Annotated in this window: 13 protein-coding genes; 9 read left to right on the forward strand and 4 right to left on the reverse strand. The window is 58.6% G+C overall.

What is annotated here, in order from left to right; all coding sequences use genetic code 11:
• Positions 1-125: 125 nt before the first annotated feature.
• Together G0D83_RS25045 and G0D83_RS25050 are read left to right on the forward strand one after the other, a co-directional pair.
• A complete protein-coding gene (locus G0D83_RS25045; RefSeq protein ID WP_164197295.1) occupies positions 126-923 on the forward strand; it encodes a type IV toxin-antitoxin system AbiEi family antitoxin domain-containing protein in 798 nt (265 codons plus the stop codon).
• A complete protein-coding gene (locus G0D83_RS25050; RefSeq protein ID WP_164197296.1) occupies positions 920-1,822 on the forward strand; it encodes a nucleotidyl transferase AbiEii/AbiGii toxin family protein in 903 nt (300 codons plus the stop codon). The genes G0D83_RS25045 and G0D83_RS25050 overlap by 4 nt, the downstream gene beginning before the upstream one ends.
• Positions 1,823-1,950: 128 nt before the next feature.
• Here G0D83_RS25050 and G0D83_RS25055 read toward each other — a convergent pair whose 3' ends face one another.
• Both G0D83_RS25055 and G0D83_RS25060 read right to left on the reverse strand, forming a co-directional pair.
• Positions 1,951-3,312, reverse strand: a complete 1,362-nt coding sequence (locus tag G0D83_RS25055; protein WP_164197297.1) for a hypothetical protein — start codon at positions 3,310-3,312, stop codon at positions 1,951-1,953.
• Positions 3,313-3,323: 11 nt separating this feature from the next.
• Positions 3,324-4,550 carry a hypothetical protein gene (locus G0D83_RS25060; RefSeq protein ID WP_164197298.1) on the reverse strand — a complete coding sequence of 409 codons (1,227 nt, stop codon included), beginning with the start codon at positions 4,548-4,550 and terminating at the stop codon, positions 3,324-3,326.
• 151 nt (positions 4,551-4,701) lie between these two features.
• Here G0D83_RS25060 and G0D83_RS25065 point away from each other — a divergent pair, with 151 nt between their 5' ends.
• The 6 genes from G0D83_RS25065 (at position 4,702) to G0D83_RS25090 (ending at position 11,293) form a co-directional block, all read left to right on the forward strand.
• Positions 4,702-7,011, forward strand: coding sequence for an AAA family ATPase (locus G0D83_RS25065; RefSeq protein ID WP_164197299.1), 2,310 nt, complete (start codon positions 4,702-4,704; stop codon positions 7,009-7,011).
• A 115-nt stretch (positions 7,012-7,126) separates the two neighbouring features.
• On the forward strand, positions 7,127-7,909 hold the full coding sequence (locus tag G0D83_RS25070) for a hypothetical protein (protein WP_164197300.1): 783 nt from the start codon (positions 7,127-7,129) through the stop codon (positions 7,907-7,909).
• A gap of 108 nt (positions 7,910-8,017) precedes the next feature.
• Entirely contained in the window at positions 8,018-8,884 is an 867-nt protein-coding gene (gene motA, locus G0D83_RS25075; RefSeq protein ID WP_164197301.1) for a flagellar motor stator protein MotA, read from the forward strand.
• A 58-nt stretch (positions 8,885-8,942) separates the two neighbouring features.
• Complete coding sequence (locus tag G0D83_RS25080) at positions 8,943-10,037, forward strand: hypothetical protein (RefSeq protein WP_164197302.1); 1,095 nt, start codon at positions 8,943-8,945, stop codon at positions 10,035-10,037.
• Between the two features lie 154 nt (positions 10,038-10,191).
• Positions 10,192-10,548, forward strand: a complete 357-nt coding sequence (locus G0D83_RS25085; RefSeq protein ID WP_370457314.1) for a response regulator — start codon at positions 10,192-10,194, stop codon at positions 10,546-10,548.
• Between the two features lie 19 nt (positions 10,549-10,567).
• A complete protein-coding gene (locus G0D83_RS25090) occupies positions 10,568-11,293 on the forward strand; it encodes a protein phosphatase CheZ (RefSeq protein WP_164197304.1) in 726 nt (241 codons plus the stop codon).
• 3 nt (positions 11,294-11,296) lie between these two features.
• Here G0D83_RS25090 and G0D83_RS25095 read toward each other — a convergent pair whose 3' ends face one another.
• Positions 11,297-11,653, reverse strand: a complete 357-nt coding sequence (locus tag G0D83_RS25095; protein WP_164197305.1) for a hypothetical protein — start codon at positions 11,651-11,653, stop codon at positions 11,297-11,299.
• A gap of 121 nt (positions 11,654-11,774) precedes the next feature.
• On the opposite strand from G0D83_RS25095, the gene G0D83_RS25100 reads away from it, so the two are divergent.
• Positions 11,775-12,791 (forward strand): hypothetical protein, encoded by a 1,017-nt coding sequence (locus G0D83_RS25100; protein ID WP_164197306.1) that lies wholly within the window; start codon positions 11,775-11,777, stop codon positions 12,789-12,791.
• Positions 12,792-12,830: 39 nt separating this feature from the next.
• Here the strand turns inward: G0D83_RS25100 and G0D83_RS25105 are convergent, their stop codons facing one another.
• Positions 12,831-13,379 (reverse strand): hypothetical protein, encoded by a 549-nt coding sequence (locus G0D83_RS25105; RefSeq protein WP_164197307.1) that lies wholly within the window; start codon positions 13,377-13,379, stop codon positions 12,831-12,833.
• Positions 13,380-13,456: the final 77 nt, after the last annotated feature.

Here is a 13,456-nt window from a genome sequence, read left to right on the forward strand (position 1 = left end):
AGCCATTTTCGATTTTGGCTGTAAAAAATATGAACCTTCAGACTCACGTCCGCGGTATGTATATAGAATATTGACCTTTTCTACTCGCCGAACAGATCGTGAGGAGACGTGAAAGAATAGTGCCAATGCTCAAGCCTGATCTCGCCAAACTCAAGTCCAAGACCAATCTGATGTTGGAGTCAGATGCCGAGGTTGTAACAGCTCATCTGCTGGACGGACGCGTGGTCCGATGGAAAGAACTCGTGAAGTTGGGGGTTAGCGCGAACTCGCTCGCCGCTTTAACCAGGAGAGGAGACCTTCAGCGCATCGGGTGGGGAACATATCAGCTCAGTGCTGAGCTGCGTCCCAGCCTTCAGGACTCTGAAACCGACATCGATGCGGATGAGGGTAACATGTACCTCGAGCAGTTTGCCGAGATTACCCCAAAGACGTCGGGAGGGGTCATCTGCATGATGAGTGCGGTCGCATACCATGACCTGTCACTGGACGTGCCCCACGAAGTCTGGATTGGCCTCCAACATGGGAGGCGGGCTCCCCGCATCGAATACCCCCCACTCAAAGCTGTGTCCTGGCGGAACGAGAAGGCACTCACCCTAGGGGTCGAAACGCGGGTTTTCCAGGGAACGGAGATCCCGATCACTAATCTCGAGCGAACGGTCATCGACATCTACCGATATTCATCACGGCTGCCCGACCCGACGCTGCCTCGTAAGGTGCTCAAGGCCGCTATGGAAAAACCTGGCTTCAGCCGGGAGCGGTTGGGCTCCTACGCACGATCCTTCCAGATCCGCGACAAGATTTTCAAAGATGTCGAGCTGGTGGACATGATTGGCAACGTGCCGGACCAGCCTCGCGCAAGCCAATCTGCAAACAGGTGCATTCGCCTGCCCCACGGCCATGATGGGGGGCTCCAGTTCGCATGAGAAACGTCGCGGCATCGATAAAGGAAAAGCTGAAGCAGCAGGCCAGAGCCCAGCGCGTGACGATGGACTTCATGCTGATCCGCTATGCGAACGAGCGTCTTCTGGGAAGATTGGCGGCCTCGCGCTGGGCGGATGACTACTGCCTGAAGGGCGGCATGTTGCTTCCGGCGTGGAACGACGGGGAGATGTTCCGACCGACAGCCGACATCGATCTCAATGGCTTGGTAGATGGAGACCTGGGCCAGTTCCGGGAGATGGTCCTAGGGCTGTGCGACATGACCGCGGACGAGCTGGGATATGATGACGGGATCGAATTTCAGAGAGAGACGGTCGACGAAAGATATCAGCGTGAAGGCGGTTCGGATGGAGGGAAGATCGTTCTCTCCGCCAAGCTCCACACGTCACGGATTCCAGTTCGGATCGATGTCAGCTTCGGCAACCCGGTGACACCTTCCGTGGTCCACGGTGAGTATCCGTGCCTTTTCCGTGCAGACAAGAAGGCACCCCTTCCGCAGCCGCTGATCCACATGTATCCCCCTGAGACCACGGTCGCTGAAAAGCTGCATGCGCTCGCATCATTTGGTGAATTCAACACCAGGACCCGGGACTACTACGATCTCCATGTCCTGCTGAACAAGTTCGAGTTTTCTGATGAGGTCCTGGCAGAGGCATTTAAGAGAACGTTCGCCAAGCAAGAAAGAGACCTTCCAGAGGAACTGCCGGCGCTCTCAGACGAGTATGCTCAGGCCAACGCTAGTGTCTGGCAAACGTTCAACGCCAACACGAACCTGCGCGATGACATCCCTGATTTTCAGGATGTCATCCGGGGTATTCGTGATCGCTTGCAGGCGCCGCTGGAGCTCTCAAGAGGCGGTGGGCAGATGCAACGCCTAGGGTGAGTTGGCGACTTGGCGCCTTTCGGCAGCCGGACTTGGCACATGGGCTATCCCGGCGAATGTGACAAAACCTCTATCTCACTGCGATCTAGTCTGAGGTCTTGTCACATGTTTGCTTTTCCGCCGGACTGTCACTCTCCGGCCTGAGTGCTCGCATCCTTCAGGATTTTGGTGCGCAGGTCGTCCAGATAGGTCTCGCCGAGTGCATCCTCGGGAACACCTACTGCTTCAGCCGGCTGGGGACGCGGCGAGGCTCCAAAGTAACTGGCGACGAAACCTGCAACCAGGGCCGCCACAGCGATCTGCATCACCGATACCAGGGCGACACGGCCGATGCGTGCAGATACGGAAGCTTTGGGCTCTGCCGTCTCAGGTGCGATGATTGCCGGGGTCAGAGCGACGGGTTTTTCCACCGGTGCCAGTGGAGTGATCCGCGCCCGGTTTCCCTCAATGATGAGCGTGGCGTGCTCACAAAGTTCGAACCGGCGGAAGATTTCAGAGTCGACGGTGCCTTTGGGAACGACGATTTCCGCGGCGTCGTGGCAAAGATCCTGAATTTCCAGCCCGCCCGCTTCGGTGAGGACTGGGCTTTCACAGACATGGCGCTCGCCACCATTCCGCTTGAGATCGACAACGAGCATGTCCGCGATGATCAACGGATGGAACACAGCAGCGGTGCGGCCCACAGCGTCCGGTGCCAGACCCATATGGGTTACCGGCTCTTTGCTGACCTCTGACTGCGGATCTTGCTTGCCTTCAGGCTCGCTACCAGCACTGCCTTCCGGCTCGAGGTCGGTCCCAGCCTCATCATCAGGGCTGCTGTCGCCAGCGGTCTGGTCGTCATCCTCGTCATCCCACTCGGATCGCCAGGCGCCCTCAGCTTCGGGCTCTGCGAAGTCGTCACTGTCGGATTTACGATCATCGCCTGCTTCCGGGTCTTGAATGCCTGCATCGAAATCACTGTCGATGGGGCCGTCGCCTCGGATTTGATCTGCGCTGGGCTCGCCGGTATCGGTCTCAAGGGGGTCGTCATGCTCCGTGTCGTTTCCTGAATCGTTGAAGTCTTCTTCCTCCTCAGCAGGGAGGTCTCCGCGCATCGTCGCGCGCGGGTCGAGCCCCTCATCGAGGGCATATTGATAGTTCACGTTGTAGCTCTGGGCGTCTTCCACCAGGTCGCCTGCCGAGATCTCATGCTCGACCTTCCGTACGATCGCCTGCTCCTGATTGAAGCGCAGGTTCGTGGTCGCATAGCCATCCGTCTGGGGAACGATCGTGACCTCCGACGGATCGACGCCATCATCCTCGGCGATTTCATCGTAGCGCGCCGGGAATTCTTCCATGCGTGCCACATGGATCGTCAGGGCAACGTCGCTGTCGCTGTCGCGTGAGTCCACCGCAACGACGGCGGAGACATTTGCAGGCCATTCAGAGGACATCCCGCGCAGTTCGTCGGGCTCGAGCAGGAAGAGGAAATATTGCTGGTTGGTGTTCATGGTGGGCATTCTCAATCAATCGTTCCGAACGCATCAGCCGGGAAGAGCGTCGAAATCTCCCGCAGCGCCTTGTGGACGGAGGCCGGGTTGGCTGGCACCACGGAATGGACTTCTCCGCATTCCTCCAGATACCGCTCGGGAATTTCAGACTCCGTGTCCCACAGGCAAATGCATGCGTCTGCACCCCCGAAGGACATGAAGAATTCCGCCATTAGCGCCTGGCTCGGGGGCAGAAGGAACGTCTCGGGCGCGCGGGCCGGAAGTTCGGGCAGGGCGATGGACACACTCTGAAAAAGCTCCTGGCACAGCAGGCCCTCGAGGTGGAAGGCCGGATCGCCAAAGAGGCGGTAGAGCAGGGGCCCAAAGTCGCTCCCGGTCGGCATCGCGAGGGTGATATTGTCGCCCTCGACACGTGCACCGTACGATGTCAGCGCAGCTTCGAGGTTTCTGAAAATTCGCTGGGACAGGTTCTGGGCCAGCGTCTTGCGATAGGGGGCAGCAGCGAAGGCCCGGTTGAGACTGATGCCATCGGCGTCGATGCGGTTTCCACAGTAGGCAGCGATTGCATTGATGCGGTCGACGTCATCCTCCTCGAGCGTTGCCAGTTCCTCGGGCAAGTGCGCGATCTCGGTGTTCGGCAGTCGGTACAGGGGCGTCTGGGTGTGGGCACCGGAAAGTACATCCGCCACCGCGGTTTCAATCATGTCCGCCAGGAACGTCCCGAACTGGCTTGCCGCACGGCGTTTCATATCGATCACTGCGGAGCCGCCAAGAATGCGAACGGCCGGCGGGGAAGGCAGCGAACGCATGCGACGCGTGACCTTGTTGGGAACCTCGGGATAGACCTGAGGAAGCACCCCTTCCATTTCGTCGAAATTGCCGACGATGCACAGAATTCCTGCAGCCATGCCCATATCGTCCAGATCTCGTTCAGCGGTTTTGGCGGTGCGTGCGCTCCGCGTTGCAGTGGCTGCCAGGACAACGCCGGAGAGCAGCTTCTTGCGCAGCAGTGCGGTCAGGCCCGGGTAGGATGACACCACTTCGGTGGACGGATACCCGATCGATTGTGGGTTGAGGCCATTGCGCTCCACGTCATCCAGAACGCTCTCAAGCATCTTGGCCGCATTGGAGTCCTCGCCAAGGAGGATGTCGCTGTCCCCAGGCAGACATCCCAATAGCGCCTGCCAAAGGCCATAGGGAGCTGCGCTCTGGATAAATTTTTCGATGTTGGAGGTCATCTATCTATTCATGTTTCTTGAAACCTGACTACGCTGAACATGGATAGGTGTCAACTCCATAAAGGATAGCTACAATTGTTGACAGCACTCCTGCCGTCGGGTACTGTTTTTATGAACAGATTTGAGCCACCCTTGGCTCTCAAGAGGACGAATGAGCGACAAAACCAACGAGCTGACTGCCATCCTTGATGATGCCCTCAACATCGCGCGCGAGCACCATCACCCGAAAATGACACCGGAACACATTCTGCTCTCGATCCTGGACGACAAGCAGGTCGTTGCTGCGATCGAAGCTTGTGACGCGGCGGTGCCGACAATCAAGAGCATGGTGGTCGACTACGTCTCGACGGCGATCGAGCCCGGCTTTTCGGATGACGATCCTGCACCGGACGAGGCGGCCGAGCGCATCATCCAACGTGCAGCCATCGTCATCAAGACATCCCAGGGCGCCAAAGGCCCGGAGGCTCAAAGGCTCTATCGCTTCCACGTTCTGACATCCATCCTCGCGGAGACCTCGCTCTGGTCGAGCAAGCTCCTGACCGATCAGTTCGGCGTGACACGCTATGACGTCACGAACTGGGCCCACCATGGGGTCAGGAAAGGCGATCAGAGGGAAATGGACGCGCGGCAGCCTGCGCCTGCTACTGTACGGGGCTCGAAGCACAAAACCGCGAGCTCACCGTCTTCCGGCCGGACGGGGTCCGGCATGCTCGACCGCTTCACCGACAACCTCACGGCAGCGGCAAAAGATGGGCTGATCCAGCCTGCGATTGCGCGCGACGATGAAATTCAACGGGCGATCCGCATCCTGTGCCGCAAGGAGAAGTCGTGCCCGGTGTTCGTCGGTGAAGCCGGAGTTGGCAAGACCAAGATGGCAGAGGGCCTCGCGCTCGAGATCGCAAAGGGCCGTGTTCCCGCGCCGTTGAAAGGGGCCCAACTCCTTCGCGTCGACATGGCGGCTATCATGGCAGGGTGCAAATTCAGAGGCGACTTCGAAGAGCGCTTCAAGGGGCTTGTCGAAGAAGCCTCGGGAGATACGAAGGTCATCCTCTTCATCGACGAGATCCACACGATCCTAGATGCCGGAAACAGCGGGGGTGACACACTCGGTGCGGGAGACATCCTCAAACCTGCCCTCGCCCGCGGCGAAGTCTCCTGCATGGGTGCCACGACCCAGAAGGAATACCGCTCCGTCTTTGAGAAGGACGCCGGCCTCGCGCGGCGCTTCCAGAAAGTGGTGATTGAAGAGCCCACCCGTGACGAGGCCATCGAAATGGTGACCCGCGCGGCAAACCAACTGGGCGACCACCACAACGTCGAGTTCACCGATGACGTCGTCGCCCATGCCGTTGACCTGTCGATCCGCTACATCCGGGACCGCAAGCTCCCCGACAAGGCAATCGATGTGCTGGACGAGACCGCGTCGATCTACAGCTCCGCCACAGACCGAGATGGTGACACCACGGTGGTCGACAAGGCCGCGATCGAGGAGTCGGTCGCGCTGATCGCGGGTGTGCCCGTCAATGCAGGGTCGGCCGCGGACGTACAGAATCTGAAAACGCTGAAGTCCAAACTCTCAGGGCGAGTGTTCGGGCAGGACCATGCAATCGAGATCGTCAGCAACGCCATCAAGGTCGCACGGTCCGGCCTTGGGGACCCCAACAAGCCCATCGGCAGCTTTCTGTTCCTGGGCTCAACAGGCGTCGGCAAAACCGAACTGACCAAGGCGCTGGCAGAAGAACTCGATCTCGAGCTGCTGCGGTTCGACATGTCCGAGTACATGGAAAAACATGCCGTCGCACGTCTGATCGGTGCACCTCCTGGCTATGTCGGGTATGAGGGCGGGGGCCAACTCACCGAGAAAGTGAACAAGAAGCCCTATAGCATCGTGCTCCTCGACGAGATCGAGAAGGCACATCCTGAAATCTTCGACGTGCTTCTGCAGGTCATGGACCACGGAACGCTCACCGACGGACAGGGCCGGGAAGTGGATTTCCGGAACACGATCCTGATCATGACGTCGAACGCCGGCGCCAGTGCGATGGCCAAGCCCGGCCTTGGTTTCGTCAGCAAGGCACCTGCGGCGGCAGAGGACAATGCAGACGTCATCCAGATGTTCCGCCCGGAGTTCCGCAACCGTCTTGACGCCATGCCAGTGTTCAAACCTCTTGCGCAGGACGTCATCGCCATGGTGGCCCGATCGCTTGTCAAAGAAGTGGGTGAACGTCTCAAGGCCCAGGATGTCGAACTGATCGCTTCCGAAGAAGCAATCGCCTGGCTCGGCCGGAATGGCTACGACGCGCAGATGGGCGCCCGACCAATGAAGCGGCTTGTCTTCAAGAAGGTCAGCACGCCGCTGTCTGAGGAGGTTCTCTTCGGAACACTGGCGCAGGGCGGGGTCGCCAATCTCGCGGTAGACTCTGAAACCGGTGAGCTGACAGTGTCGACCAAAGCGGCCTGAGCCGCAAAAACGCCCGCTAATCGGATCCCCCGGCTGCCTGAAGCAGACCGGGGGATTTCTTTTCAGAAACTTTCGTCGCGCTCGCCACCTCCAGTCCATAAGACAGGAGCTTTTCATGCGCAGTCGCGGAGCATTTGCACGTAACCTTTCTCAAGTCGTGGAAGGATTGTTGTCACCCGTTCAGCGGAAAGGGGCAGGGACTGCCTTCGCCGCGGGGCATGCCGTTCGCCATCATACCTTTGCCCGGAAATCTCGGCCGGCAACGCTTGAGCTGATCGTGCGCGGCCTTGGCGTTTCGGGCGTCCAGGGCAGTTTTCTCGAAGTGTCTGCGCGCGTGGATGGGGTCGAAGTCAGAGACCCGCGTCAGATCGAGGCTCCCACCGGATCGGGGATGGATATCGTGGCCGAATGGGACCTCACTGAAGCCGTCACGGCTCTCTACGCTGTAGAGATGGCCTACCCCGGACACAATGTTCTGAATTCCTACGTGAACGTCATGGACGATTTCGTGCTCAGCCTCCAGCGACACGCAACCGGCGATCTCGGTATGGAGATGCGCGTTCCCAATCCGGTGGTCCATGCCCTGATCGGTGCCGGTCATCTCGAGAACACCGACACGAACCGCTATCGGGTGACCGACGATGGGCTGCGCGCCTATTTGGACATCTTCCATTTGGCCGCAGAGGCCGGGTTGATCGAACAAGAAGAGCTCTACAAGAGGCTGGAGTTCCTGGAGGGCACGCTGGAACCAAGAGGTGCAAGTCAGAACTGGGCGTTCGAGAACCTGCCATACCTGGTGGATTTCGAGCCCGTATTCAAAGAGGCCCGCACGCGCATCGTGACCATGTCTAGGGAACGGGTGATGGAGCCGGAGTCAGCGGCGGGGCTGGCGATGTGATAGCGTCGGGAGGGGGCCGTTCTGTTGGAACAAGACATCGTCACATTAACGCCTCGTGAAGTCGCCTGACGCATTTCGCAGCTGACAACCTGAACAGGCGGCAGCTTCATGACTCTCATTATCGGCATCATCATGGTCCTCGGGCTCGTCTTCGGGGGCTTTACGCTCTCCGGCGGCAAGTTCGACATCATCACTCACGCACTTCCCTATGAAGGGATGATGATCGGCGGGGCCGCGCTGGGCTCCTTCATCATCGCCAACAGCATCAGCCTCATAAAACAAAGTGGGGCGGGCACCCTCAAGGTTGCCAAGGGGGCGAAATGGAAGGCGCAGGACTACAATGACCTCCTGCTCATGATGTTTGAGCTCACGCGCCTTTACAAGGCCAAGGGGCCGCAAGGGATCGATCCGCACATCGAAGACCCTGGTAGCTCCGACATTTTCAAGAAGTATCCGAAGATCCTGAAAGACCACCATGCGATGGACCTGATCACGGATACTTTCCGGTCCATTACGCTCGGCCTCACCGACCCGATGCTTGTCGAAGAGCACATCGCAAAGCAGCTCAAGAAGCACCATCACGAAGCGCTGGCGCCAGCCAACTCGATCCAGGTCATGGCAGACGGTCTGCCAGCTATCGGGATCGTTGCGGCCGTTCTGGGCGTGATCAAGACCATGTCCTCGATCGACAAGCCGCCGGCGATCCTGGGCGGGCTGATCGGCGGGGCCCTGGTGGGTACCTTCCTGGGGGTGTTCATCGCCTACTGCTTTGTGGCGCCGATCGCCGCCCGCCTGACACAGATCGAGGAGGAAGATGCCGCGTTTCTGAATGTCATTCGTGACGTGATCATCGCCACGGCTCAGAAGCTGCCGCCCGAGATTGCGATCGAGCTCGGCCGGGGGGCCATCCCGAGCAATATGCAGCCTTCGTTCTCCGACGTTGAGGAAGCCCAAAACGGGGTGCGGAATGCGTGAGCCAGAACATTTTCAGAGTTCGGCGCATATATCCCGATAGCATTGGAGGAATTTGATTATGGCATTCACTTCGCTGGCAGCGGCTATCATGGCGTTGCTCCCGGTCTTCGAGCAGACGCTCGATACCACCATCATCGTCAACGACACGCACCTCAGTGGCCTCGAGCTGAAGGAATGGAAACGCGAGCAGGCGTGCGGCGCCCTGGGAATCTCCCAATGCGATTTCCCGCTTGGATACTTCCAGCATGTTCAGCCCGGGGCCGGGACCAGCGAGGTGATGGACTTCACCTTGCCCAACGGTCGGAGCGGAAGCATCTGCTTCCTGTCTCTCCCGCCATCCAACCCCGAGAGCCACGGTTCGCTTTCATACCTCGATCACAGGATGCCGAACTCGGATTTCATTTACGAGAACACCCGAGCGGCCTACACGCCCTCTGGGCAGGACACGCGTGCTTTCACTTTGCTCATGCAGATTACCGACTGCGCCGGCTCTCGCTGGACTGATCCGGACTATGTGCGCACCCTCAACCGTGACATCGCCTTCAGTGCCCTGTTCCTGCAGCTTGCCGAGGGGGACCCGGGCTTCCTTGCCGAAGGCGGCGACACGGCCGCAAGGTACATCACCGCGGGCATGCGATCAGAGGTCGGGATGCAAGCGCTCGGGACTGCCCAGCGCATTCTCGCAGAACATTGGAAGAGCCAGGTGGCGACGCGGATCAGAGAGCGGTGTCGCAATACTGCGACCGTCGCCGCGAGCAATTCCCCATTGAACTCCCCGGCAAGGCCAATCGGCTCCTACGAAGAGGCGGAGATGTCCGGTCGATCTTCTGTGAGCTATATCGTGCAGACCCTAGAGGAATGCCGTGAGAAGGAACACTACTTTGGCGGGTCCGGTAGCGTCACCGTGACTGATGAGTTCCTGTCCTACACCTTGCCGTCGTATCCCAAGCTCTACAGCTCCAGGAACCCCGGTAGGATGTCGTGGTCTGAAGACAGCGCGAACATACCGGGTCACCCGGGTTACGGAGAGTGGTTCTCGCCTCCCCTTTGGTCCGCGATTGTAAGCTACCAACCCTTCGAAGTCTTCGGCGGAGATCCAAAGGCCACGCTGTCCTACGCCTGGAAGACGGCGAACCAGTTGGCCGGCATGTGAACTGCAATGCCGTCGACTTGAAACAGGCGCCTTCTGGCGCCTGTTCTCATTTTGGAATGACGTTTCCTTAACACCTCGAACATAGGTCCTGTGCAGAACTGACAGAGAGGCAGGAGAGCCGATGGGTGTGGCAGCAGAAAAGAGACTTTTGGTCGTGGACGACTATCAGACCATGGTCCGGATCATCAAAAAGGTCCTGATTGAGATCGGCTTCGAGAAGATCGACCAGGCGAGCAATGGCGAAGAGGCGCTCGCGATGGTCGAAGAGCATTCGTATGACCTGGTGATCAGTGACTGGAACATGGACAAGATGACCGGACTTGAGCTGCTCGAGCACATCAGAGCCAACCCGGCGACCAAAGAGCTACCTTTCATCATGGTCACCGCAGAGTCCAAGCCGGCGAACGTCCTTGCTGCCAGAAGCGCTGGCGCAAACAACTACCTGGTGAAGCCCTTCGCGCCCGACACGATCAAGGAGAAGATCGAAGGCATTCTCGGACCACTCGACTGAGCTGCACAGGAGGCGTTCAATGACTGACGAGACCACCTTCGACAAGTTTGAAGAGCGTCTCCTGGCCACACAGGAGGGCAGGGGCTTTCTTGAGACCTTTGAGGCCAAGGTGCGCGCCGACCTACTGCGCAGCTTCGAGGCCTTTGCCGCAACAGAGCGAGACAAGCTGGCGAGCCAGAAATCCGCGGAGGATCCGCTCGATCTCGCGCAGGTCGTCCGAAACATCTTTGCCCAGATCAACGACACCCGCGCCCAGTTGGAGTCGCTGACGAACATGGCCATGGAGCGCAGTGGTCAGTCGTTCAACGGCGTGGGAGACGAGCTCGAGGCAATCACATTCGACACCGAACGTGCGACGACAACCATCATGAATGGCATCGACGAGATCGAAGCGCTCGTGGGGAGAATGCGCGCAGACGGCATCGAGGCCCCCCAACTGAAGGCGATCTTGCGTCTGTGTACCGACGTTACCGTGGCCTGCAGCTTCCAGGACATCAATGGGCAGAGGGTTCAGAAAGTCGTCGAGGTGATCGAAAGCATCGATGGCCAACTCTCAAAGATCGAGACCCAGCTCGGGGGCCAAACGAGCCCTAGATCGCCTCAACACGCCAGAAGCCGTGAGCAGCAGCGTGCTGACGGCCTTCTGGATGGCCCAGCGCATCCTGAGGTGTCGGTCGGGCAGGATGAAATCGACCGTCTCTTCGAAGCGGGTGAGCAAGCGCCGTTCAGCCCCGAAGAGGCCTGATCTTCAGTTCGCCGTGACCGCTTCCGGCACGAAGAGGGCAGCCTCGATCATCGTAAGAAGATCGTCTGGGCTGTTGTCCTCGCTGTCGCAAAACACCTGCATCTGCTCGACGCCCGGCGTGTAGCGCACTTCGAAGTCGAGGGTGCGGCCCACGCGAGTTCCCTTGATGTATTCATCCAGGGTGATCTTGCACAGGAAGTCGAACTCTTCCTCGACGACCTCGGCTTGCAGCAAACGTTTCTCATCGTCACCTGCTGTAGAAATATCCCACCGATAGTCAGCGCGACCGTTCTCAGGGAACCCGAGATCAAGGCTCATGACCGAACGCAGGTCTGCAATCTTCATCTTACCAATATTCATGAGAGAACCTCACTAGATGTTGTGGCAACTTCAATATATATAACAATATATTGATAGTCAATCCTTATACGCACCAGAAATCACGCGGGTCTATATAGACTCTGAAAATGGAGATGCACCTTTGAAGCGCCGTGATTTCATAACATCTGCGATGTGTTTCGGGCTCATGAGCACGCGAAACGCTGAAGCCCGCGAACGGGTGGTCATTATGCCGAACACTGAATTGGCGCTACGCAATGATCTCTATGCGAGAATGGCCAGGAATGGTCGATATTCGGCTGCACGTGTCGCCTATAGGATCAACCGCCTCGGGGGTGCCAGAACCGTTCTGGTTTATGTTTCTCCGGATGTGAGCTCGGCGAAGCTCGTTGTCTTCAGCCACGGTGCGCTGGCGACGCCGGATGTCTATGCGCCGCTGCTCGAGTTTCTGACAACCCATGGGTATTGCGTGATCGCGCCGCTCCACGATGATGGCCTGCTTGATGACCTTCGAGAAGTCAGCGGGTCTTCGGAATGGAAATTTCCTGAAAAGATGACCGACATGCATGTGTGGGAAAGACGGATGCATGATTGCATGGATGTTCTCGAGGCAGCCAAGGCGATGTCGGAGACCATGGGCGTGGAGATCGATGCCACAAACCCGATGTTCATGGGGCATTCTTTTGGGGCCCTGACGGGACTACTTCTTTCTGGCGCCACAGTTGAGGGTCCTGAGGGCACAATCAAGGGGATCAGCAGTAACTGGGCTGGTCGTATCCTTCTCAGTCCCCCTGGGAACGGCGTATTCGGGCTGAATGCCACATCCTGGGAAACCCTAGCAGGACCAAGCCTGACGGTGACAAACCCCGATGACCAGGGCGTGATCGGGCAAAGCCCCGAAGCCAAGCTCGATTCCTTTTACCTTCCGCCCGAAGGCTATCGGCATCTGGCTTACCTGCAGGGCGGGGGCCCTTCCATCTACAGCGGGCAGGCAGCACGGCCGAAAACAAAGGAGTACTACATCTTCTTCGACCTGAGGGGGGCGATTGGCGCTTTTGTCTCGGCCTACGCGGACCGGAACGAGGAGGCATTCAACGGGCTCTATGACGGAACACTGGAGCACGGCTCATACAAGCTCGCGGCGATACGATCGAGGTGAAGTTCCGACCTCGCGCATCACCGCGGGCGTCAGCTATGGCTAGCGCAGGGCAGCGTTGACCCCGCTCACCATCGCTTCCATTCTCGTATCGAGTTCCTCCTCGTCCACATCGTCCTGTGAGCAGCGAGCAAGGCCGACCGCAGTCATCGCTATAAACAGCGCCTCTGGGTCAAACCTGACCGGGTTCCCGGTAGGAACCGGGCTCAGCGTGTCGATCGATGTCATGCGGTACTCCTGGTGATTGAGCCCTGCAATGAGGATGGCGCAATTGAGCATATGATACTCGGGTGCTGCTGAGAACGGCGTCTTCATCACCGGGGATCCGGGCATCAGAAGAAAGCCAGCGACCCAGCTCTGGTCAAAGTTCTGTTCGCCGAAAATCCGGAGCCATTCGATCGCATCGATGCAATAGCTTCGAGGGCACAGTTCTTCAGGCTCCATGAACTCGCCATCCGCAACCTGAATCTTCACGCCGTCATGAGTTGGATAGACTGCTTGCGGAGGCTGCCCCGGGACCGCCCGACGGCGCCAGCTGGGCTCTCCGTGCACCCAATTGGCGTTTGGGGTATGAAGGAGCTGATCCATCATGAATTCTGCCGCACAGCTCCCTTCGAACCGGGTGCTGCTGGGATATATTCGATTGTGGCGGTGGAAAATTTCAAGGA

This window comes from Salipiger sp. PrR003 (genome assembly GCF_010500785.1).
Classification (GTDB): domain Bacteria; phylum Pseudomonadota; class Alphaproteobacteria; order Rhodobacterales; family Rhodobacteraceae; genus Salipiger; species Salipiger pacificus_A.

What these genes read in the sequence shown, in the direction of transcription:
- G0D83_RS25045 (WP_164197295.1), top strand. Translation starts at nt 126, where the DNA reads ATGCTCAAGCCTGATCTCGCCAAACTCAAGTCCAAGACCAATCTGATG.
- G0D83_RS25050 (WP_164197296.1), top strand. Translation starts at nt 920, where the DNA reads ATGAGAAACGTCGCGGCATCGATAAAGGAAAAGCTGAAGCAGCAGGCC.
- G0D83_RS25055 (WP_164197297.1), bottom strand. Translation starts at nt 3,312, where the DNA reads ATGAACACCAACCAGCAATATTTCCTCTTCCTGCTCGAGCCCGACGAA.
- G0D83_RS25060 (WP_164197298.1), bottom strand. Translation starts at nt 4,550, where the DNA reads ATGACCTCCAACATCGAAAAATTTATCCAGAGCGCAGCTCCCTATGGC.
- G0D83_RS25065 (WP_164197299.1), top strand. Translation starts at nt 4,702, where the DNA reads ATGAGCGACAAAACCAACGAGCTGACTGCCATCCTTGATGATGCCCTC.
- G0D83_RS25070 (WP_164197300.1), top strand. Translation starts at nt 7,127, where the DNA reads ATGCGCAGTCGCGGAGCATTTGCACGTAACCTTTCTCAAGTCGTGGAA.
- motA (WP_164197301.1), top strand. Translation starts at nt 8,018, where the DNA reads ATGACTCTCATTATCGGCATCATCATGGTCCTCGGGCTCGTCTTCGGG.
- G0D83_RS25080 (WP_164197302.1), top strand. Translation starts at nt 8,943, where the DNA reads ATGGCATTCACTTCGCTGGCAGCGGCTATCATGGCGTTGCTCCCGGTC.
- G0D83_RS25090 (WP_164197304.1), top strand. Translation starts at nt 10,568, where the DNA reads ATGACTGACGAGACCACCTTCGACAAGTTTGAAGAGCGTCTCCTGGCC.
- G0D83_RS25095 (WP_164197305.1), bottom strand. Translation starts at nt 11,653, where the DNA reads ATGAATATTGGTAAGATGAAGATTGCAGACCTGCGTTCGGTCATGAGC.
- G0D83_RS25105 (WP_164197307.1), bottom strand. Translation starts at nt 13,379, where the DNA reads ATGATGGATCAGCTCCTTCATACCCCAAACGCCAATTGGGTGCACGGA.